This window comes from Actinoplanes sp. NPDC026670 (genome assembly GCF_040638175.1).
GTDB lineage: Bacteria > Actinomycetota > Actinomycetes > Mycobacteriales > Micromonosporaceae > Actinoplanes.
In genome coordinates this window covers 1-20,504 of sequence record NZ_JBEZXU010000017.1, presented here as the reverse complement: position 1 = coordinate 20,504, position 20,504 = coordinate 1, and the positions used below count along the sequence as shown (strand labels likewise).

Annotated in this window: 16 protein-coding genes and 1 pseudogene; 10 read left to right on the top strand and 7 right to left on the bottom strand. The window is 71.5% G+C overall.

What is annotated here, in order from left to right; genetic code table 11:
- Positions 1-6 precede the first annotated feature (6 nt).
- Positions 7-1,656: a phospho-sugar mutase gene (locus tag AB0E94_RS18240; protein ID WP_360327446.1), complete on the bottom strand. Its 1,650-nt coding sequence runs from the start codon at positions 1,654-1,656 to the stop codon at positions 7-9.
- 23 nt (positions 1,657-1,679) lie between these two features.
- Entirely contained in the window at positions 1,680-3,617 is a 1,938-nt protein-coding gene (locus AB0E94_RS18235; protein ID WP_360327444.1) for a protein kinase, read from the bottom strand.
- Between the two features lie 242 nt (positions 3,618-3,859).
- Between AB0E94_RS18235 and AB0E94_RS18230 the strand changes: the two are divergent.
- Positions 3,860-4,063, top strand: a pseudogene (locus AB0E94_RS18230) (methylmalonyl-CoA mutase family protein); the annotation flags it as partial.
- Positions 4,064-4,279: 216 nt separating this feature from the next.
- Complete coding sequence (locus AB0E94_RS18225; protein ID WP_360327442.1) at positions 4,280-5,536, top strand: amidohydrolase; 1,257 nt, start codon at positions 4,280-4,282, stop codon at positions 5,534-5,536.
- Positions 5,537-5,741: 205 nt separating this feature from the next.
- Here AB0E94_RS18225 and AB0E94_RS18220 read toward each other — a convergent pair whose 3' ends face one another.
- Positions 5,742-6,605, bottom strand: coding sequence for a DUF4349 domain-containing protein (locus AB0E94_RS18220; RefSeq protein WP_360327440.1), 864 nt, complete (start codon positions 6,603-6,605; stop codon positions 5,742-5,744).
- Between the two features lie 185 nt (positions 6,606-6,790).
- Between AB0E94_RS18220 and AB0E94_RS18215 the strand changes: the two genes are divergently transcribed.
- The 3 genes from AB0E94_RS18215 (at position 6,791) to AB0E94_RS18205 (ending at position 9,204) form a co-directional block, all read left to right on the top strand.
- Positions 6,791-7,423: an MBL fold metallo-hydrolase gene (locus AB0E94_RS18215; protein ID WP_360327438.1), complete on the top strand. Its 633-nt coding sequence runs from the start codon at positions 6,791-6,793 to the stop codon at positions 7,421-7,423.
- 1 nt (position 7,424) lies between these two features.
- Positions 7,425-8,393, top strand: a complete 969-nt coding sequence (locus AB0E94_RS18210) for a hypothetical protein (RefSeq protein WP_360327436.1) — start codon at positions 7,425-7,427, stop codon at positions 8,391-8,393.
- 73 nt (positions 8,394-8,466) lie between these two features.
- A complete protein-coding gene (locus tag AB0E94_RS18205; RefSeq protein ID WP_360327434.1) occupies positions 8,467-9,204 on the top strand; it encodes a hypothetical protein in 738 nt (245 codons plus the stop codon).
- Here the strand turns inward: AB0E94_RS18205 and metG are convergent.
- Positions 9,161-10,693, bottom strand: coding sequence for a methionine--tRNA ligase (metG, locus tag AB0E94_RS18200; RefSeq protein WP_360327432.1), 1,533 nt, complete (start codon positions 10,691-10,693; stop codon positions 9,161-9,163). The two genes, AB0E94_RS18205 and metG, sit on opposite strands and share 44 nt — an antisense overlap.
- Positions 10,694-10,910: 217 nt before the next feature.
- Here metG and AB0E94_RS18195 point away from each other — a divergent pair, with 217 nt between their 5' ends.
- Positions 10,911-11,882, top strand: a complete 972-nt coding sequence (locus AB0E94_RS18195; RefSeq protein ID WP_360327430.1) for a GNAT family N-acetyltransferase — start codon at positions 10,911-10,913, stop codon at positions 11,880-11,882.
- Here AB0E94_RS18195 and AB0E94_RS18190 read toward each other — a convergent pair.
- A complete protein-coding gene (locus AB0E94_RS18190) occupies positions 11,879-12,340 on the bottom strand; it encodes a gamma-glutamylcyclotransferase (RefSeq protein WP_360327428.1) in 462 nt (153 codons plus the stop codon). The genes AB0E94_RS18195 and AB0E94_RS18190 overlap by 4 nt on opposite strands.
- 87 nt (positions 12,341-12,427) lie before the next feature.
- Between AB0E94_RS18190 and AB0E94_RS18185 the strand changes: the two genes are divergently transcribed.
- On the top strand, positions 12,428-13,828 hold the full coding sequence (locus AB0E94_RS18185) for an NAD(P)H-quinone dehydrogenase (protein WP_360327426.1): 1,401 nt from the start codon (positions 12,428-12,430) through the stop codon (positions 13,826-13,828).
- Here AB0E94_RS18185 and AB0E94_RS18180 read toward each other — a convergent pair.
- Positions 13,755-14,438, bottom strand: coding sequence for a DedA family protein (locus AB0E94_RS18180; RefSeq protein ID WP_360327424.1), 684 nt, complete (start codon positions 14,436-14,438; stop codon positions 13,755-13,757). The two genes, AB0E94_RS18185 and AB0E94_RS18180, sit on opposite strands and share 74 nt — an antisense overlap.
- 335 nt (positions 14,439-14,773) lie before the next feature.
- Here AB0E94_RS18180 and AB0E94_RS18175 point away from each other — a divergent pair, with 335 nt between their 5' ends.
- The 3 genes from AB0E94_RS18175 to AB0E94_RS18165 are packed head-to-tail and all read left to right on the top strand — an operon-like array spanning position 14,774 to position 18,144.
- Entirely contained in the window at positions 14,774-16,330 is a 1,557-nt protein-coding gene (locus AB0E94_RS18175) for a circularly permuted type 2 ATP-grasp protein (RefSeq protein ID WP_360327422.1), read from the top strand.
- A gap of 12 nt (positions 16,331-16,342) precedes the next feature.
- A complete protein-coding gene (locus AB0E94_RS18170; protein ID WP_360327420.1) occupies positions 16,343-17,281 on the top strand; it encodes an alpha-E domain-containing protein in 939 nt (312 codons plus the stop codon).
- Positions 17,278-18,144, top strand: a complete 867-nt coding sequence (locus AB0E94_RS18165; protein WP_360327418.1) for a transglutaminase family protein — start codon at positions 17,278-17,280, stop codon at positions 18,142-18,144. Before AB0E94_RS18170 ends, AB0E94_RS18165 begins: the two co-directional genes overlap by 4 nt.
- Positions 18,145-18,162: 18 nt before the next feature.
- Here the strand turns inward: AB0E94_RS18165 and AB0E94_RS18160 are convergent, their stop codons facing one another.
- Positions 18,163-19,908, bottom strand: coding sequence for a biotin carboxylase N-terminal domain-containing protein (locus tag AB0E94_RS18160; RefSeq protein ID WP_360327416.1), 1,746 nt, complete (start codon positions 19,906-19,908; stop codon positions 18,163-18,165).
- Positions 19,909-20,504: the final 596 nt, after the last annotated feature.

Genomic DNA, 20,504 nt, shown 5'->3' with positions numbered 1-20,504 from the left:
GCATCACTACACGCCGAGCGTTGCCGCGATCTCGGTGCGCAGGGCGGCGAGAGCGGTCGCCGCACGGTCGCGGGCTGCCGCATGGCCGCCTTCGGCGACCGGTTCGACCACTTCCAGGTACGCCTTGAGCTTCGGCTCCGTCCCCGACGGGCGGATCACCACCCGGGCCGTGGCGGTGCGGAACGTCAGCACGTCGTTCTCCGGAAGCAGGTCCACCACCTCGGTCACGTCGGCGCCGAGCAGGGTGGCCGGCGGGCTCTGCCGGGCCCGGCCCATCGCCCGCCCGATCTCGGCGAGGTCGTCCACCCGCACCGACAGCTGGTCGGTGGCGTGCAGTCCGAACTCGGCGGCCAGCTCGTCCAGCCGGTCGGCCAGGGTGCGGCCCTCGGTCTTCAGCGCGGCGGCCAGCTCAGCCACGGTCAGCGCGGCGGTGATGCCGTCCTTGTCGCGGACCAGGGCCGGGGCGACACAGTAGCCGAGCGCCTCCTCGTAGCCGAACGCCAGGTCGTCGGCGGCCCGCACGATCCACTTGAAGCCGGTCAGCGTCTCCGCATACGGTACGCCCCGGGCCGCGCACAGACGGCCGACCAGCGACGACGAGACGATCGTGGTCGCGTACAGGCCGGGGACGCCGCGGCGGATCAGGTGGTCGGCCAGCAGCGCGCCCAGCTCGTCACCGCGCAGCGGCCGCCAGCCGGCGCCGGCCGGGATCGCTACGGCACAGCGGTCGGCGTCCGGGTCGTTGGCGATCGCCAGATCCGCTCCGGTCCGGGCGGCCAGCGCCAGCAGCAGGTCCATGGCGCCCGGCTCCTCCGGGTTGGGGAACGCCACGGTCGGGAACGCCGGATCGGGCTCGGCCTGCTCGGCGACGATCGCGGGGGCCGGGAAACCGGCGGCGGCGAACGCGGCGGCCGCGGTGGACGCGCCGACCCCGTGCATCGGGGTGTACGCGATGGTCAGGTCACGCGGGCCGGCCTCGGACAGGACCGCGGCGGCGCTCCGGACGTACCCCCGGAGGATCTCCTCGCCGAGAACCGTGCCCGGATCGCCAAGCGGGACCGACGCGGCGCTGCGGACCGCCCGGATGGCCGCCTCGATGCCGGCGTCGGCCGGCGGCACGATCTGCGCCCCGGACCCGGCCGGCCCGCCCAGGCTCGCGCCCAGATAGACCTTGTAGCCGTTGTCCTGCGGCGGGTTGTGACTGGCGGTGACCATCACGCCGGCCACCGCGTCGAGCGCGCGCACCGCGTAGGCCAGCACGGGTGTCGGCAGCGGGCCGGGCAGCAGCAGCGCCGCCCGCCCGGCGCCGGTCGCGACCCGGGCGGTCCGTTCGGCGAACTCCCGCGAGCCGTGCCGGGCGTCGTAGCCGATCACCAGCGGGCCCTCGCCGCTCTGTGCGGCCAGCCAGCCGACCAGACCGGCCGCCGCGCGGGTGACCACCGCGAGGTTCATCCCGTTCGGCCCGGCGCGGAGCCGGCCCCGCAGCCCCGCGGTGCCGAAGGTGAGCGGGCCGGAGAACCGGTCGGAGAGCTCCACCGCGGTGCCCGGTAAACCGTCCAGGACCGCGCGTAACTCGGCCCGGCCGGCCGGATCGGGATCGTCGGCGAGCCAGGCCTCGGCCCGGGCGATCAGGTCAACATCAACTTCTGGTGCCATCAGGGATTGATAGCACAGTGCCGTCACAGGTTGAGCTGGAACGTCTCCGCCATGACGTCGTAGTACTTCCGGTACTCGGCGAACTTCGCATCCGTCGTGGTCAGGTAGAAGCTGTACATCTTGCCGCCGACCGTGGTCATCCGCCAGATGCCGTGGCGCATGTCGGCGCCCTCACCACACGTGTACTCGAACTCGGCGCCCGCGTTACCGGCGATCGTCACCTCTTGTGTGGCGAGCGACTCGAACGGGTCGGGGCAGGTCTTGCCCTTCTTCAGCCCGGTCGGAGCGGTCGAGGTGACGAACTTGATCGGGGTGACCTTGCCCGGCTCCACCAGGATCCGGACCTTGGTGCTCTTGTCCTCGGGATCGATGTACTCCACGTAGACGCCACCGGCCGCGCGGGTCCAGCCGGCCGGCACGTCCACGCTGACCGCGGCGTTGCCCTTGTACGGCTGGGTCTCGAAGTCGGCGGCGGCTGCGTTGCTCGGCTGCGGGCCGGCCACCGGCGTGGTCGGCGCGGGATCGCCCGACCCGCTCATCGCGAAGACCAGCACCAGGACCAGGACCACGGCGGCGGCCGCACCACCGGAGATCAGCTGCTTGTTGCGCGGCCACGACTTGAACGTGGTGACGGCCTTCTCGGTGGTCTCCTTCGCGGTGCCGACCACCTTGTCGATGGTGGCGCGGCGTTTGGCGGCCGGACTCATCACCACGGTTCCCGGGCGGGCGCCACCGGGCTGCTGACCCCACGGGCCCTGCGGCGGGATGACACTGGTCGTGTCCCCGCCGGGGCGGCCGTTGTTGTTGGGCAGCTTGTGGGCCGGCATGGCGCCGGTCGGCAGGCTCGCGCCCGGACCGGCCGGAACGGGCGGCTCAGGGGCGCGCCGGCGGCCACCCGAATTCTGTTGTTCCAGCTTGGCCAGGTGGTCGGTGAGCGACTCGTTGGGAGCCAGCATCGCGCGGCCGCCGATCTGACCGGACGGCTGCGGCGGGATCTGCTGGGTCTCGGCCGGCGCCGGGCTGACCGGCCGCGGCGACGGGACCACCGAGTACGGGTCGGTCATCATGTGCGGCGGGTTCTTGCTGGCCAGCGGGCCGGCCAGCTGCTGCCGCAGGATGGTGCGGGCGGTCTGCACGTCCATCCGCTGGGCCGGGTTCTTCTCCAGCAGGCCCATCAGCACCGGGGTCAGCGAACCGGCCCGGACCACCGGGGCGGGCGGGTCCTCGACGACCGAGTGCATGGTCTCGATCGGGTCGCCCTTGTCGAACGGCGGACGGCCCTCGATCGCCGTGTAGAGCGTGACCCCCAGCGAGAACAGGTCGCTCGGCGGACCGAAGTCGTGGCCCATGGCCCGCTCCGGCGAGATGAAGTGCGGCGAGCCGAGCACCATGCCGGGCGTGGTCAGCTGCACGTCGGTGGGCATCCGGGCGACGCCGAAGTCGGTCAGCACACAGCGCCCGTCACCGCAGATCAGCACGTTCGCCGGTTTCACGTCGCGGTGCAGCACCCCGTGGGCGTGAGCCACCTCCAGGGCGCCGAGCAGCGCGATGCCGATCTTCGCCACCACGCGCGGGGAGACCGGGCCGTCCTCGATCACCATGTCGGCGAGGCTGCGCGCGTCCAGCAGCTCCATCACGATCCACGGCCGGCCGTTCTCGTGCACGACGTCGTAGACCTGCACCACGGCCGGGTGCTGGAGCGCGGCCGCGGCCCGGGCCTCGCGCATGGTCCGCTCATACATCGCGTCCCGGTCGCTCGGCGCGAGGCCGGGCGGCAGGATGACCTCCTTGATGGCCACGTCGCGGCGCAGAAGCGTGTCCGCCGCCCGCCACACCGTTCCCATGCCGCCGTGACCCACCGCGGCGCGCAGCGTGTACCGCCCGCCGATGAGCGTGCCCGGGGCGGCGCGTCCGCTGGGGGGAGCCGCGTTGCCGCCGCTCCACGTCGGAGATTGAGTCACTGAGGATGCCACCGAGGGGGTATAGGGGCCGTCGACCAACCCCGCTATCTTGCCTGCCGCCACCCCTCGAATGAAAGTCACGACGTCACTGTTCACGACACTTCGACCCTCCGTAGTGGCCGGGTGGCCGAGGGTTGACCACCGGGGGACGCAGGGTGGCAAATTCCTCACGATCGGACGCCTTGACGAGTCTTGGACTCGACTTGTGAATGCAGGATCAGGGTTTCCCGTCAAGCCGGTGTGTGGCCCGTCTCGCCCGACTTCGGGAGGACCGGGACGACCCGGCTGTCCAGGACGCATTGAAAGATCTGGCGAAGGCCGCCGCCGGAAGTGTGAACGTCCTACCGTTGATGAAAGAGGCCTTGCGCCTCCGTGCCACGGTGGGGGAGGTGTGTCACACCCTCCGCGGGGTATGGGGCGTGCACCGCCCCGTCGAACGGTTCTGAGCTGGTCGACGTACTCGTAGTGTGTCGCGTCACCTCCGCGATCCACTACCCGTTGAGGGGTTGGCGGGCCGGGACGATCTCCCGGGAGCCCGCCCTACCTCGGCCGGGGCGTGAGCACCTCTTTACGCGACCGTTACACAGCGTTACCACAATCCGGACTAGGCTGTCGCGCGTTGCGTAAACCGACGAATTTTCGAGAGTGATACGGAAGCCGACGTGACTACTGCTCTGGAGGCGCCGGAAGGCGCCGATACGTCGTGGCCCGGGCAACTGCCCGGCACCGACCCGCTCCCCGGCCGGCTGGACCGCTGGCTCGCATCGAGGGGCGCCGAGCTCGTAGCGATTCGCCGGCACATTCACGCCCATCCCGAACCGTCACACTCCGAGTTCGAAACGGCCGCCTTGATCGCCCGTGAGCTGGTCGTCGCCGGTCTCTCCCCGCGGATGATGCCGCGCGGCAACGGGGTCATCTGTGACATCGGCGAGGGGCCGCGCACCATCGCGTTCCGGGCCGACATCGACTCGCTGCCGTTGCAGGACCTCAAGGACGTGCCCTACCGCAGCACCGTCGACGGGCAGGCGCACGCCTGCGGCCACGACGTGCACACCACCATCGTGCTCGGCCTCGGTATGGCGCTCGCCCAGCTCAACGAGCAGGGCCTGCTGCCGGGCCGGATCCGGCTGATCTTCCAGCCGGCCGAGGAGGCGATGCCGTCCGGCGCGCCCGAGGTGATCGCGGCCGGCGGCCTCAAGGACGTCGACGCGATCTACGCGCTGCACTGCTACCCGCAGCTGCCGGCCGGGCTGGTCGGGGTCCGCTCCGGCCCGTTCACCGCGGCCGCCGACGCGGTCGAGGTCAAGCTCACCGGTCCCGGCGGGCACACCGCCCGGCCGCACCTCACCGCCGACCTGGTGCACGCGCTCGGCCGGATCATCGTCGACGTCCCGGCGCTGCTCAGTCGCCGGATGGACCCGCGCGCCGGGCTGTCCCTGGTCTGGGGCGCGGTGCACGCCGGCCAGGCGTTCAACGCGATCCCCGGCGCGGGCGAGGTCCGCGGCACCGTCCGGGTGCTCAGCCGGGAGGCCTGGCGGGACGCGCCCGAGCTGATCACCCGGCTGATCCGCGAGGTGGTCGCGCCGACCGGCGCCGAGGTCGACGTCGACTACATCCGCGGGGTGCCGCCGGTGATCAACGACCGGATGGCGTCGGCGGTCATCGCGGGCGCGGCCGGCGCGGCGCTCGGCCCGGACCGGGTGGTCGAGGCCGAGCTCAGCATGGGCGGCGAGGACTTCTCGTTCTACCTGGAGCACGTGCCGGGCGCGATGATCCGGCTCGGCACCGGCCGGCCCGGCTCGGACGTCCGGCACGACCTGCACCAGGGCGACTTCGACGTGGACGAGAGCTGCATCGGCTACGGCGTCCGGGTGATGACCCACACCGCCCTTGCCGCGCTCTCCACCGGCGCCTTCTGAGCTCGCTGGCTCCGCTTCGCTCCGGCGGCGTTTTGCGGGGCCGCCCCGTGCCTACGCCCTCGCGGAAACGGCGGCGCGGAGGCACGGGGCCGTGGTCGCACCTGACCGGCCCGGCGGCCGCGTTGCGGCCTTGCGCCGGGACGACCTCGCGGTGGTCACCGCAGAGCGATCAGGGTGCGGTTGGAGCTTTTTCTTCCGTACGACATCAAGGGGTCGAAGTGGGAGCCTCGGCAGCCGGGGTGACCACCGGGAGGTTGTCGCGCCGCCGGTAGCGCCGCACCAGCTGGAGGATCGCCCACGCCGGGACGCCGAAGGCGATGACCCACGGCAGCAGCGCGCCGAGCACGGTGAGCAGCACACCGAGTGACGCCACCAGCGCGTTCCAGCCGTTGGCGAGCCCACCCAGGAAACCGGCCGGATCGTCGCCGTCGTCGCTCACGGTCGCGTTCGGGCCGAGCAGGATCACCGTGATCGTGGAGAGCGACGTGAGATCGCTGAGCCGGCGTTTCTTCGCCTCCAGCGAGGCCAGGTCGGACTCCCGGGTGGCCACCTCACGTTCCAGCATCACCAGGTCGTCCAGGGACTTGGCCTCGGCGAGGAGCCGCTTGCCGCTCTCCACCCGGGCCTTCTGCACCTCGATCCGGGCGTCCAGATCGACGATCGCCTCGGTGACGTCCTCGGTGTTGATGCCGCGGTTCTCCTCGTTGCCGATGCCGGCGATCTGGTCGATCACCGTGGAGAACTTGTCGGCCGGGATACGCAGTTTGATCGTCGCTGTGGACGACCCGTCGCCGCTGTGCCGCTCGTCGCCGCCGACGAATCCGCCGGCGCCCGCCGCGATCCCGGTGACCTTGGCGGCGTTGTCGGTGACGTTGTCCACCCGGATCGTGATCGACCCGGTATAGATGATCGATCGCTGATCAATCCGCAGGTCAGGAGCCTGCGCTGTGGTGTCTTTACCCTGGTTCGGCGCGGCGCCGCCGCCGGCCTGCTCGGCGGCCTTGTCGGCCATCGGCGCGCCACCCTCGGCCCCGCCCATGGCCGGCTGGGCCGCGGTTTCCTGGCTCATATCAGATGAATCAGCGCTACAACCCGCGAGCAGAACGCCCGTCGCCAGCAACGCCGCGATGATTCCCCGTTTCCGCATGGCAGCTCCGATCTGAGTCTTCACTGACCGTGGGACGTGCGGCACACACATCCCGGTTCCGGCAGACTGCGGGGTGAGGGGTTACAACTCAGTAGCGGAGGGGTCCCGTGCGGGTCACGAAGTTCACGCATTCCTGCCTGCGCATCGAAGGCGCCGGAGTTCTGGTCGTCGATCCAGGTGAATTCTCCGAAGCGTCCGCATTGGACGGGGCCGATGCGGTGCTCATCACCCACGAGCACTTCGACCACCTCGACGTCGCGGCGGTCACCGCGGCCGTCGAACGGCGGCCGGAGCTGCGGATCTTCGCGCACGAGGCGGTGCTGCCACTGCTCGACGGCGTCGCGGCGGCCACCACGGCGGTCACCGCCGGGCAGGAGTTCGAGGCGGCCGGCTACCGGGTCCGGGCCTTCGGCGGCAAACACGCGATCATCCATCCGTACGTGCCGGTCTTCGCCAACCTCGGGTTCGCCGTCGACGACGGGGCCGGCAACCTCTACCACCCCGGTGACTCGTTCGTGGCGCCGGACATCGAGGTGGAGACCCTGTTCGTACCGCTGAACGCGCCGTGGGCGACGATCGCCGAGTCGCTCGAGTTCGTCCGCACGGTCCGGCCCGGCCGCGCCTTCGCCCTGCATGACGGGCTGGTCAACGAGCGTGGGGCGGCCGTCTACGGCAAGCACCTGGAAACCTTCTCCGAGACGAAGTTCCGGCAGGTGGCGCCGGGCACCCAGCTGGACTGACGTGCTCGCCATCGACGTCGTGGTCCGGCGGCTCTACGAGGCGACGCCGGACGGGTTCGTGACGGCCCGCGCGGCCGCGATCGAGGACGCCCGGAAGGCCGGCGACCGGGACGCCGCCAAGCGGCTCGCCGCGCTGAAGAAACCGACGGTGGCGGCCTGGATGGTCAACCTGGTGGCGCTGCGCCGGCCGGAGCTGATCGAGGAACTGGTCGAGCTGTCCACCGCGCTGCGGGCCGCCCAGCGGGAGTTGCGTGGCGACGAGCTGCGGGAGCTGTCGACGCAGCGGCGGGTGTTCGTCTCGTCGCTGGTCGCGGCGGCCCGGCGGCTGGCCGTCGAGGAGTCCGGCACCGCGGCCGGGAAGCTGCCGCTCGGTGATGTGGAGACGACGTTCACGGCGGCGCTGGCCGATCCGGAGATCGCCGTGCAGGTGCGATCCGGGCGGTTGATCCGGGCGGTCTCGTACGCGGGTTTCGGTGAGGTGCCGCGGCCGAGGTTGCGGCTGGTCACGGACACCGAATCCGACTCCGGGACCGGCTCGGCGGCCGATCTGGAGGCCGGCTTCGAGGCCGGTCCCGACGAATCGGCGACGCCGTCCGCGTCCGCGGAGCCGTCCGCGCTGTCGGCGCGTGAGCGGGCCGCCGCCGAACAGCGCCGCCGCGAAGAGGAGCAGCGACGCCGGGAGAGTGAGCGGCGGCGACGGGAACTCGAACGCGAGCTCAACACCGCGCGGGCCGACGAACGACGGGCCGACGGGCGGCTGGTACGGGCCGAGGACGCCGAACGGGAGGCCGGCCACCTGGTCGAGGACCTCGACGCCGAGCTCGCCGAGCTGGAACGACGGCGTACCGAGGCGGTCGCCGACGTGGCCCGCCGCAAACTGGCCCGCCGCTCCGCCGAACGTGAGTCCGCAGCCGCCCGCCGCCGGGTCGGGGACGTGCAGGCGGCCCTCGACGAGCTGAACGCGACATAGCTTGCGGGAGCGTTCTCTTCGGACGATCGACGGAGATTTTCTTTAGACGGTCAAGGGGAGCAGAATCGGGCAGGTGACCCCCGAACAGGCCGCCGCCCACGCTCGCACGGGACTCGCCGCGATCCTCCGGGCCTTCTCGGAATCGCCCCGGACCCTTCAGGGTGCTCGGCTGCTGGGGCTGTCCGGGTGGGCGTATCACGTGTCGGCGCGGGCCGGTGCGCTCGGTGAGGTCCGCTCCGAGACGGTGGCCGCGGTGCTGGCGTTCATAGCGCCGGAGGCGGTCACCGACGGGTGGGAGGCGGCGGTCAAGGCGTCGGCCCCGAGCGAGGTCGCCCGGTGGCACCTGGGTGAGCTGTGCAAGTGGGGCGCCGACCAGCTCGGCGGGTTTCCCCGGCTGACCCGGCTGATCGACCTGGCCGGCCAGATCACCGACCATGTGGACACCGCGGGCCTGCCGCTGTATGCGGCGTGGCGGGCCATGCCGGCCCCGGACGGCACGCCCGGGGCGCGGGCCGCGATGCTGCTGCACCAACTGCACGAGCACCGCCTGGGCGTGCACGTCCTCGCGGTCCGGGCCAGTGGCCTCACCCCGCTGGAGGCGATCATCGCCGGCCCCGAGGGGGAGACCGGCGCGGTGGCGCTCGGCTGGCAGGGGCCCTATCCGCCGGCGGGCCCGCTGATCCGCCGGCTGATGTGGTCCGAAGCGGTGGCCGACTCCCTGGCCGGGCAGGCCTACGCGGCCCTCGACCAGTCCGAGCGCATCGAGTTCACCGGCCTGCTGGAGTCCCTGGGCCACCGCCTGGCCCGCTGAGCCGGTCGGCACCGGCCAGGCCGTCGGCACCGAGTCTCGGGAAGGCCGGTGACGGGCGGGCGACCCGGTCGCCGGTCAGGAGACGGGCGTGCAGGCGGGCGGCGCCGTCCGGCAGGAACGGGGCCAGTTCGGTGGCTACCAGCCGGCAGGCCGTGATCAGGGCGCCCAGCACCGCGTCGAGGCGGTCGGCGGCGGCCGGGTCCCACGGCCGTTCGGCCTCGACGAAACGGTTGCCCTCGTCGACCACCGCCCAGATCGCCTCGGTGGCGGCCCGGAAGTCGAAGTCGTGCAGCGCCCGGTCGACCAGAGCGGGCAGTCTGTCGCACGCCGCGCCGAGAGCGCCGGTGGGCACGCCCTCCGGCACCCGACCGGCCCGGTGCTTCCAGGCCAGCGCGAGGGTGCGGTTGACCAGGTTGCCGAGCCCGTTGGCCAGGTCGACGTCGGAACGGCGGACCAGCCGGTCGACGGTGAAGTCGGTGTCACCGACCCGGGCCGGTTCGCGCAGCAGCCACCAGCGCACGGCGTCGGCGCCGTACCGGGCGGCCAGCTCGAACGGGTCGATCGTGTTGCCGGCGCTCTTGGACAGCTTCGCGCCGTCCGCCGAGAGGTAGTCGTGGACCAGGATCGAGGTGGGCAGCGGCAGCCCGGCGGAGAGCAGCAGGGCCGGCCAGTAGACGGCGTGGAACCGGACGATGCCCTTGCCGATCACGTGCGCCCGCTCGCCCGGACCCTCCCACCAGCTCCGGTAGGCGGGGTCGTCGCTGCCGTACCCGAGCGCCGTGACGTAGTTGGTGAGCGCGTCCCACCAGACATAGACGACCTGGTCCGGATCGCCGGGCACCGGGATGCCCCAGCCACCGGCGCGCGCCGCCGGCCGGGAGACGCTGAAGTCGGTGAGCCCGGCCCGGACGAAGGCGAGCACCTCGTTGCGGCGGGCGGCCGGCTCGATCCGCAGCCGACCGGATTCGAGCAGTTCCAGGATCGGTTCGCGGTACCGGGACAGCCGGAAGAACCAGTTCTCCTCGGCGACCGGCTCCGGGGCGGTCAGATGCTCCGGGCAGAGCCCGCCGGCCAGTTCGGCGGGCGCCCAGAACTGCTCACAGCCGGGACAGTAGAGGCCCTGGTAGGTGTGCCGGTAGAAGTCGCCGGCGGCGGCGCACTCCCGCCACAGCCGGGCCACCCCGGTGGTGTGCCGGACGTCGGCGCTGGTCCGGATGAAGTCGTCGAAGGAGAGTGACAGCGGCTCACGGAGCGCGGCGAACCGGGCCGCGTTCGTGTCCACGAAGGCGCGCACCTCGACCCCGGCGGCGCGGGCGGCGGTGACGTTCTTCAGGGCGTTGTCGTCGGTGCCGGTCAGGAACCGCGTCCGGCGCCCGCGCGACCGGGCGTGCCGGGCCAGCACGTCGGCCTGCACCAGCTCCAGCGCGTGCCCGAGGTGCGGGGCGGCGTTGACGTACGGAATGGCGGTGGTCACGTAGAAGTTGCTCATGATCGTCTCTTTCCGCCCGGTCCCGGACGGGGAAGACGACGAGCCGCCCCGACGGGACGGGGCCGGCTCGTGTGAAGTGGATCAGCGCACGGCGAGGAGCCCCGGGAAGGGGCGCATCATCGACTCACGGCGCGACTGCATGCCGCCATGGTAGGTGCCCGGCGCGGCTCGCGAAACTCGGTTGGCAGCGCGCCACGGGCCGTGGTCCGATTCCCACATGACGGAACTCCCGCAGGGCTGGACCACCCGCCGGCCCACCTTCGACGATGTGCCCGCGATCCTCGAACTGGTGCACGCCAGCGACATCGCCGCGGTCGGGGAGCCCGACTACACCGCCGACGAGGTGCGCGAGGACCTCACCACGCCGAACACCGACATGACCCGGGACTGCCTGCTGGCCCTGGACGACTCCGGCAAGATCGTCGGATGGTCGTTCCCGGGCAACTCCACCGGCCGGGACCGGGACATGGCCAACGTCTACTTCTGGCCCGGCAGCGGCCTGCCCGCTCTGCAACCGCTGCTCGACCGGCTGATGGTCCGGATGACCGAGCGGGCCGCCGAGCTCGGGCACCGGGTCTACGAGGTCCGGGCCGGCGCGATCCCCGGCGAGACCGAGCTGATCGAGGCGCTGACCGGCACCGGTTTCGTGTTCCTCAAGCAGTTCGCCCGGATGCAGATGTCCCTGGCCGGGTTCTCCCCGGTCGCGCCCGAGCCGCCGGCCGGCGTCACGGTGCGCCCGGTCCGGCACGACGACGAGGCCGAGATGCGGGCCTTCCACGCGGTCATCGAGGACGCCTTCGTCGACTCCGACCACCTGGCGATCCCGTTCGACGGCTGGCTCGACCAGGTCACCAAGCCCGGCGTGCCGTTCGACGAGTGGTTCGTCGCCGAGGCGGATGGCCGGATCGTCGGCGCCCTCCAGTCCAGCGACGGCGGGGAGGACACCGACGAGGGCTGGGTGAAGCACCTGGCGACGCTCCGGGCGTACCGCAAACGGGGTATCGGTGAGGCCCTGCTGCGCCGCGCCTTCGCGACCTACGCCGCGAACGGACGGCCGAAGGCCGGCCTCGGTGTCGACCTGGCCAACCCGACCGATGCCGCGAGCCTGTATTTCAAGGTCGGCATGGACGCGCTGTACCGGGCCAACATCTACCGCACCACGGTCGAGGCCGCGGCCGGGACCGCCTAGGGCTCCGGCGAAGCCGTTCCGGTGGGCCGGCCGCGCAGATCGGCGACGTAGTCGTCGGGCGCGCCGGCCTTCTCGGCCGCGTTCGCGATCTCCGACAGGTACCACGCGGTCGGCAGGCCGCCCTCGTAACCGGTGAAGACGTAGACCCATGCCGGTACGTCACCGTCGAGCGTCGATACACGCACGGTTACTTTCTGGTACGCACCAGCCGTCACCCCCTCGACCTCGTCGAGCTGTGACGCGTCCCACGGGTGGACGTCGTAGACCGAGACGAAGACCCGGTCGCCGGGTGACTCGACGATCGTGGTTACCGCCCCCTCCCAGCCTATTTCGCCCTCACCGGCGAAGGTGAGGCGCCAGCCTTCGACCCACCCCACGCCGACCATCGGCGAGTGCGGACAGTAGGCCCGCATGCGGGCGGGATCCAGGTTCGAGCCATACGCGGCGTAGTGACGCACGGCGACGACGATAGTCGTAGCGAGCGGTGGTGAGAATATGAGGAGTGCGTGTCGGCACACCTAATGGTTTTTGGAGGTCGGTTTGTCGTGAGTCGGATCGTGATCATCGGTGGCGGACCGGGCGGATATGAGGCGGCTCTGGTCGCCGCGCAGCTCGGGGCGGACGTCACGCTCGTCGAAGCGGAGGGGCCGGGCGGAGCGTGTGTGCTCACCGACTGCGTGCCGTCCAAGACCTTCATCGCGAGTTCCGAGGTGATGACCGGTTATCGCCACGAGGAGCGGTTCGGGATCCGGTCCTCCGGTCTGTCCGGGGTCAGCGTCGACGCGAAAGCGGTCAACAATCGGGTCAAGAAACTCGCCCTCGCCCAGTCCGGTGACATCCAGACCAAGCTGGTCAAGGCCGGGGTGGACGTGGTCCACGGCCGGGCCCGGCTCGGCGAGGACCGGCTCGGGCACACCCATCAGGTGCTGATCACCCCGGAGGGCGGGGAGACCTACGCGGTCGAGGCGAGCACCGTGCTGCTGGCCACCGGCGCCACCCCGCGGGTGCTGGCGACGGCCCGGCCGGACGGGGAGCGGATCCTCGACTGGCGCCAGGTGTGGGACCTCGAGGAGCTGCCCAGCCACCTGGTGGTGATCGGCTCCGGGGTGACCGGCGCCGAGTTCGCCAGCGCCTACCTGGCGATGGGCGTGAAGGTGACGCTCATCTCCAGCCGCGAGCGGGTCATGCCGCACGAGGACGCCGACGCCGCGATGGCGATCGAGCGGGTGTTCCGCGAGCGGGGGATGACGATCCTCAGCCAGTCCCGGGGCGACGCGGTGGAGAACACCGGCGACGGAGTGCGCGTCACGCTCTCCGACGGCCGCATCGTCGAGGGCTCACACGTGCTGATGGCGGTCGGGGCCATCCCCAACACGTCCGAGCTGGGCCTGCGGGAGTACGGGGTGGACATCTCGGACGGCGGCTACGTGACCGTGGACCGGGTGTCGCGTACCAACGTCCCCGGGATCTACGCGGCCGGCGACTGCACGGGTGTCCTGCCGCTCGCCAGCGTCGCGGCCATGCAGGGCCGGATCGCCATCTGGCACGCGATGGGCGAGGCGGTCGCCCCGCTGCGGCTGCGGACCGTGTCGGCGAACGTCTTCACCGACCCGGAGCTGGCCACCGTCGGCGTGTCGCAGAACGAGGTCGACTCGGGCCGTTTCCCGGCGCGCCAGGTGATGCTGCCGCTGACCGGCAACGCGCGGGCCAAGATGTCCGGGCTGCAGGACGGGTTCGTGAAACTGTTCTGCCGGCCGGCGACCGGCCAGATCGTCGGCGGTGTCGTGGTGGCGCCGAAGGCGAGCGAGCTGATCCTGCCGATCACCATGGCGATCGAGAACAACCTGACCGTCGATCAGCTGGCGCACACCATCACGATCTACCCGTCGCTCTCCGGGTCGATCGCGGAGGCGGCCCGTCAGCTGATGCTGCACGAGATCCAATAGCGTCCCCCTGGCCCCCGAAGAGGGCCAGCGCCCAGCCGGCCGTGCCGAAGACCACCGCGGCGACGGCGGCCAGGGCGAACAGCCGCCAGGCGGACTGGGTGATCGCGGTGCCCCCGAGGTGCCCGACCAGTCCGCCGTAGGCGGCCCAGGTCAGCGCGGCCGCCCCGTCATACCCGACGAAACTCCGGATCGGGTAGCCGGTGCGGCCCGCGTTGTATCCGGAGGCCATCCGGCCGCCCGGCACGAACCGGCACAGCAGCACCACGAGCGGGCCCGGCCGGCGCAGGCCGCGGGTGAACCGCTCGGCCGCCCGCCTGGTCCGGGACCCGGGCTCGTCGGTGCGCGGGGCGAACCGGGCCGCCAGCGCGCTCAGCCGGGAACCCGTCGAGCGGCCCAGCACGAAGGCGACGCCGTCACCGGTGAACATGCCGACCGCGCCGACCGCTATCACCAGGGCCAGGTCCAGATTCCCGTACACGGTCAGCGCCCCGGATGTGATCATGATGGCCTGGGTCGGCACCACCGGGACCAATGCGTCGACCGCGAGGAACGCGAACAGCGCGAGATAAGCCCACGCCGGCGTCGCCAACAGGGTCAGCAGTTCGGTCATCGGTGCGGCCACCTCGCGGCTTCGGGACTCCCGGCATTCTCCGTGAGAGCTGCTGAGAGAGCGCTGTGCTCACAGCATGCGCCCGGCCCGGCACTTTCTGCGGTGATGCGGGACACGCTACGGCCCGGCGCCTGCGCACGCTCCCGCTTTACCTGCGTCGCGGGTGTCGGGCGTACGGTTGAGCTGCCCGCGTCGCAGCGTCGGCGCGCAGCCGCGGGCCGTCGGTAGGTCCCGTATCGGCGGCCCGCCCCTGATCATCGTGGGGGCGACGGCGCAGGAGACGAACTTGTGACGGCCGAAACGCCCACGCAATGAACCGCCCCTAGATTCCAGCCATGGCGGATCTTTTCGAGGAGTACCGCCTCGGCCCCGGCTGGGACGAGATGTTCGCCGAGCTGGGCGTGCCCCGGGAGAGCTACGAGGCGCTGCACGCGACGTTGCAGCCACTGTCGAGCGCGGAACTGGGTGTACGCGCCGAGGTACTGGCCCGGGCCTTCCTGGACCAGGGCATCACGTTCGCGCTGAAGGGCGTGGAGCGGCCGTTCCCACTGGACATCGTGCCGCGGATCATCGCGGCGCAGGAGTGGCGTTCGGTCGAGCTCGGCGTGGCCCAGCGGATCCGGGCGCTCGAGGCGTTCCTGGCCGACGTCTACGGCGCCGGGCAGGTGCTCGCCGACGGTGTGGTGCCGCGGCGCATCATCGCGACCTCGGCCCACTTCCTGCGGGCGGCGGCCGGCATCAACCCACCCAACGGGGTCCGGGTCCACGTCGCCGGAGTCGACCTGATCCGCGACGAGCAGGGCACCTTCCGGGTGCTCGAGGACAACGTGCGGATCCCGTCCGGGGTCAGCTACGTGATGGAGAACCGGCGGGCGATGGCCCAGGTGCTGCCCGAGGTGTTCGCGGCCAGCCGGATCCTGCCCGTCGAGTCGTACCCGGCGATGCTGCTGCGGGCTCTGCGGGCGGCCGCCCCGGCCGGGATCAGCGACCCCACCGTGGTGGTGCTCAGCCCCGGCGTCTTCAACTCGGCCTACTTCGAGCACTCGCTGATCGCCCGGGAGATGGGCGTCGAGCTGGTCGAGGGCCGTGACCTGATCTGCGTCGGCAACGGGGTGGCGATGCGCACCACGGCCGGCGAGCAGCGGGTCGACGTCATCTACCGGCGCATCGACGACGACTTCCTGGACCCGGTGCACTTCCGGGCCGACTCGGTGATCGGGGTGGCCGGGCTGCTCAACGCGGCCCGCGCCGGCCGGGTCACGATCGCCAACGCGGTGGGCAACGGCGTCGCAGACGACAAGCTCCTCTACACGTACGTGCCCGACCTGATCCGGTACTACCTGAACGAGGAACCGCTGATCCCGAACGTCGACACGTACCGCCTCGACGAGCCGGGCGTCATGGAGCACGTCCTCGACCACATCGCCGAGCTCGTCCTCAAACCCGTCGACGGGGCCGGCGGCGCGGGCATCGTGATCGGCTCGCAGGCGATGAACCACGAGCTCGACGCGGTCCGGGAGAAGATGCTCGCCAACCCGCGCGGGTGGATCGCCCAGCGCGAGGTGAAACTCTCCATGGTGCCGACCCTGGTCGGTGACCGGCTCCGCGGGCGGCACGTCGACCTGCGGCCGTTCGCGGTCAACGACGGCGAGAAGATCTGGGTGCTGCCCGGCGGCCTGACCCGGGTGGCGCTGCCCGAGGGCGCGCTCGTCGTCAACTCCAGTCAGGGCGGCGGCTCCAAGGACACCTGGGTGCTGGCCTCGCCCGACGACACCATCCCGTTCGAGGTGCCGCATCTGCCCGCCGACCCGGCGCCGCTCGCCGCGGCCGGCCGGCCCGATCCCGGCCCCGGCGGCGCCGACCTGGCCGAACAGCAACAACAACAGCAATAAGGGGGTACGGGCATGCTGAGCCGGATCGCGGAGTCCCTCTACTGGATCGGGCGGTACGTCGAGCGGGCCGAGGACACCGCCCGCATCCTCGACGTGCACCTCCAGCGGATCCTCGCCGACCCGTGGACCAACGAGGAGACCGCCGTCCGGTCCCTGCTCGGGGTCATGGGCATGGCGGTCGCCGATGGGCCGTACACCTCGGGTCAGGTAGTTGATCTTCTTGGTCTTGATCAACGGAACCCCAGCTCGGTGGTGGGTGCCCTGGCCGCCGCCCGGGAGAACGCCCGCGGCTGCCGGGAGATCATCTCCTCGGAGATGTGGGAGTGCCTGAACGCCACCTTCCACGGACTGCCCAGTGTCCGCCGGACCGTCGAGCAGCAGGGTGTCCACGCGTTCTTCCGCTGGGTGCGGGATCGATGCGCGGTGATGGCCGGGCTCACCGACGCCACCATGAGCCGCGACGAGGGCTGGATGTTCCTGGTCCTCGGCCGCAACGTGGAACGGGTCGACATGACCGCCCGGCTGCTGCGCACCCACGAGCTGGCCGGTGGCAGCATCCCGTCCTGGCTGACGCTGCTGCGGTCCAGCGGGGCCTGGGAGACCTTCCTGCGCACCTACCGCGGGGCGCTCGACGACCGGCACGCCGCCGAGTTCCTGCTGCTCGACAGGCTCTTCCCGAGGTCTGTCTTCGCGGCGCTGTCGGCGGCCGAGAGCTGCCTGAGCGACCTCGAACCCGACCCCGGCCGGGCCGGAGTCGCCACCGACGCGCAGCGCATCGTCGGACGGGCCCGGACCGGGCTCGAATTCCGCGGCGCCGACGAGCTGATCAACGACCTGGGGCCGGTGCTGGCCAGCCTGGAACGCACCTGCTCCCAGGTCAACGAGGCGGTGTCGCGCCGCTACTTCCGGCAGACGTCGGCTGTTCTCTGGACCTCGGGAGCCCTGGCATGAGTTCACCTACCGTCGACAGCTGGCGACTCAAGATCAAACACAAGACCGGTTTCGAGTACGCGGGACCCGTCTCGTCGTCGTACAACGAGGCCCGGATGTGGCCCCGGAACGAGGCGCGGCAGGCCGTCCTGGACGCCAAGGTCGACGTGTGGCCGCCCGCGCGCACCTACAAGTACGAGGACTACTGGGGCACCGTGGTCACCGCCTTCGACGTGCACGCCGCCCACGAGTCGCTGACCGTCACCGCCTCGTCCACCGTGGAGACCCTGCCGCCCGGCGACCGGATCCCGGCCGCGGAGAGCGCCGGCTGGGACGACGTGGCCCGGCACGCCGACCGGTGGTACGAGCTGGTCCTGCCGACCCCGCGGACCGGGCTCGACGACGAACTCGACTCGGTCGTGGCCGACCTGCGCGGACGGCACGGGACCCCGCAGGAGGCGGCCATGGCGGTCTGCGAGTTCGTGCGGGCCGAAGTGGCCTACGTGCCCGGGTCGACCGGGGTGCAGAGTGACGCCCTGCACGCCTGGGCCCAGCGGTCCGGGGTCTGCCAGGACATCAGCCACCTGACCGTCGGGATGCTCCGGCGGATGGGCCTGCCCGCCCGGTACGTGTCCGGATACCTCCACCCGAAAGCCGGCGCCGCCATCGGGGAGAGCGTCGTCGGGCAGAGCCACGCCTGGGTCGAGTGGTGGGCCGGACGGTGGACCTCCTACGACCCGACCAACGGGGTGCCCGTCGGCGAACGGCACGTCATCGTCGGCCGGGGCCGGGAGTACGACGACGTGCCGCCGCTCAAAGGCATCTATTCGGGTCCGCAGAGCACCGGACAGGGCGTCGAGGTGACGATCACCCGCCTGCGCTGATCCTCGGCCTCCCCGCGGCTAGTTGATCTCGCAGATCACCGTGCCGGCGGTCACCGTGGCACCCGCCTCCACCGACAGGCCGGCCACCGTGCCCGCCTTCGCGGCCTGCAACGGCTGCTCCATCTTCATCGCCTCGATCACCACGATCGTGTCGCCCTCGGCCACCTCGTCACCGTTCTGCACGGCGACCTTCACGATCGTGCCCTGCATCGGGGCGGTCAGCGCGCCGGTCGCCACCTTGGCCTGCGCCTTGCCTCCGGCCCGAGACGGCGTTCGCCTCGCCACGGGGCCGGTAGCCGTACCGCTGCCCAGGTTTTTAGGAAGACGCACCTCGATGCGCCGCCCGCCGACCTCGACCACGACGGTCTCGCGTTCCTCTTTCTCGCCGTCCGGCGTCGCCGGCGCGGCGAACGGCGGCACCTCGTTGACCCATTCGGTCTCGATCCAGCGGGTGTGCACGCTGAAGGGCTCGCTGGTGAACGCCTCGTCGCGGATCACCGCCCGGTGGAACGGCAGGACCGTGGCGATGCCCTCGATCACCGTCTCGTCCAGCACCCGCCGGGCCCGTTCCAGGGCCTCGGCCCGCGTCGACCCGGTCACGATGATCTTCGCGAGCATCGAGTCGAAGTTGCCGCCGATCACATCCTTCTCGGCGACGCCCGAATCGACCCGCACCCCCGGGCCGGACGGCCACTCCAGCCGGCTCACCGTGCCCGGCGCCGGCAGGAAGCCACGCCCGGCGTCCTCCCCGTTGATCCGGAACTCGATGGCGTGCCCGCGCGGCGCCGGATCCTCGGTGAACCGCAGCCGCTCCCCGGCCGCGATCCGGAACTGCTCCCGCACCAGATCGATGCCGGCGGTCTCCTCACTGACCGGGTGCTCGACCTGGAGACGCGTGTTGACCTCCAGGAACGAGGTCGTCCCGTCCTGACCCACCAGATACTCGACCGTGCCGGCGCCGTGATATCCGGCCTCACGGCAGATCGCCTTCGCGCTCTCGTGGATCCTCTTGCGCTGGTCGTCGCTCAGGAACGGCGCCGGGGCCTCCTCGACCAGTTTCTGGTGGCGGCGCTGCAACGAACAGTCCCGGGTGCCGACCACCACGACCGTGCCGTGCGTGTCGGCCAGAACCTGAGCCTCCACATGCCGGGGCCGGTCCAGGTAGCGTTCCACGAAACACTCGCCCCGCCCGAACGCGGCCACCGCCTCCCGGGTCGCGCTCTCGAACAGCGCCGGGATCTCCTCGATCGTGCGCGCCACCTTCAGCCCGCGGCCGCCGCCACCGAACGCCGCCTTGATCGCCACCGGCAGCCCGTGCTCCTCGGCGAACGCCACGATCTCGGACGCGTCCCCGACCGGATCCGGCGTCCCCGGCACCAGCGGCGCGCCGGCACGCTGCGCGATGTGCCGGGCGGTCACCTTGTCGCCCAGGTCGCGGATCGCCTGCGGCGTCGGCCCGATCCAGGTCAGACCCTCATCCTGTACGGCCTGCGCGAACTCGGCGTTCTCGGACAGGAAGCCGTAGCCCGGATGCACGGCGTCGGCCTGGCTCCGCTTCGCCACGTCGAGCAGCTTGTCGATGCGCAGATACGTGTCGGCGGCGGTCTCACCGTCCAGCGCGTAGGCCTCGTCGGCCAGGCGCGCGTGTGGCGCGTCCCGGTCACTGTCGGCATAGACGGCGACGCTCGTGAGGCCGGCGTCCTTGCAGGCCCGGATGACCCGGAGGGCGATCTCGCCACGGTTGGCGATCAGTATCTTCCGCACGGCTATGAGCCTAACGGTTACTCAGGTCGTTCCGGACCGATGAATCCGCCCGATTCCGGTTCGTTCCCCGGCGACACCCCGGCACCCGGTAAGTTAATCCCAATTCACCGATTTCAGCCGCCCAGCGACGTGCATCATCTCACTCCGCCGCGCGCTCGTCCTTGCTTCGCCGCGCGCGCTGGGCCTTGCTCCGCCGCGCAGGCTGGGCATCGCTCCACGGGGCCGCGCCCGGCGTCCCGCCGCCGCGGCCAAGGGCGCGCCCAGCTACCAGCGGTCGCGTGTTCGCGCAGCCGCCAGCGCCTACGCGTTCGTGTCTTCGTCGATGGTCGGGTGTTTGCGTCGCTGGCGGGGGCTATCTCCTTGACGGCTTCGCGTTCGTAGTGCGCCGGCGGTTCTGCGTCCACACTCCGCTGTTCCGCCCGGTTCCTGCCATGCCATCCTGCCGCTGTGCCGCTCGCTGTGCCGTTGTGCCGCCTTGCTTCCTCGCGGATCTTGCACGTATTTCCGGCTCTCCGGGTGGATGTGTGGGTTAGGTGCGGCCTGGTAGGTCGATGTTGTAGCCGCCGAGGTGGAGTTTGGCGAGGGCGATGAGGGCG

Excerpts from the sequence above, each read along its gene's own strand:
- AB0E94_RS18240 (WP_360327446.1), bottom strand. The coding sequence starts at position 1,656 with ATGGCACCAGAAGTTGATGTTGACCTGATCGCCCGGGCCGAGGCCTGG.
- AB0E94_RS18220 (WP_360327440.1), bottom strand. The coding sequence starts at position 6,605 with ATGAGCCAGGAAACCGCGGCCCAGCCGGCCATGGGCGGGGCCGAGGGT.
- metG (WP_360327432.1), bottom strand. The coding sequence starts at position 10,693 with ATGAGCAACTTCTACGTGACCACCGCCATTCCGTACGTCAACGCCGCC.
- AB0E94_RS18195 (WP_360327430.1), top strand. The coding sequence starts at position 10,911 with ATGACGGAACTCCCGCAGGGCTGGACCACCCGCCGGCCCACCTTCGAC.
- AB0E94_RS18180 (WP_360327424.1), bottom strand. The coding sequence starts at position 14,438 with ATGACCGAACTGCTGACCCTGTTGGCGACGCCGGCGTGGGCTTATCTC.
- AB0E94_RS18175 (WP_360327422.1), top strand. The coding sequence starts at position 14,774 with ATGGCGGATCTTTTCGAGGAGTACCGCCTCGGCCCCGGCTGGGACGAG.
- AB0E94_RS18170 (WP_360327420.1), top strand. The coding sequence starts at position 16,343 with ATGCTGAGCCGGATCGCGGAGTCCCTCTACTGGATCGGGCGGTACGTC.
- AB0E94_RS18165 (WP_360327418.1), top strand. The coding sequence starts at position 17,278 with ATGAGTTCACCTACCGTCGACAGCTGGCGACTCAAGATCAAACACAAG.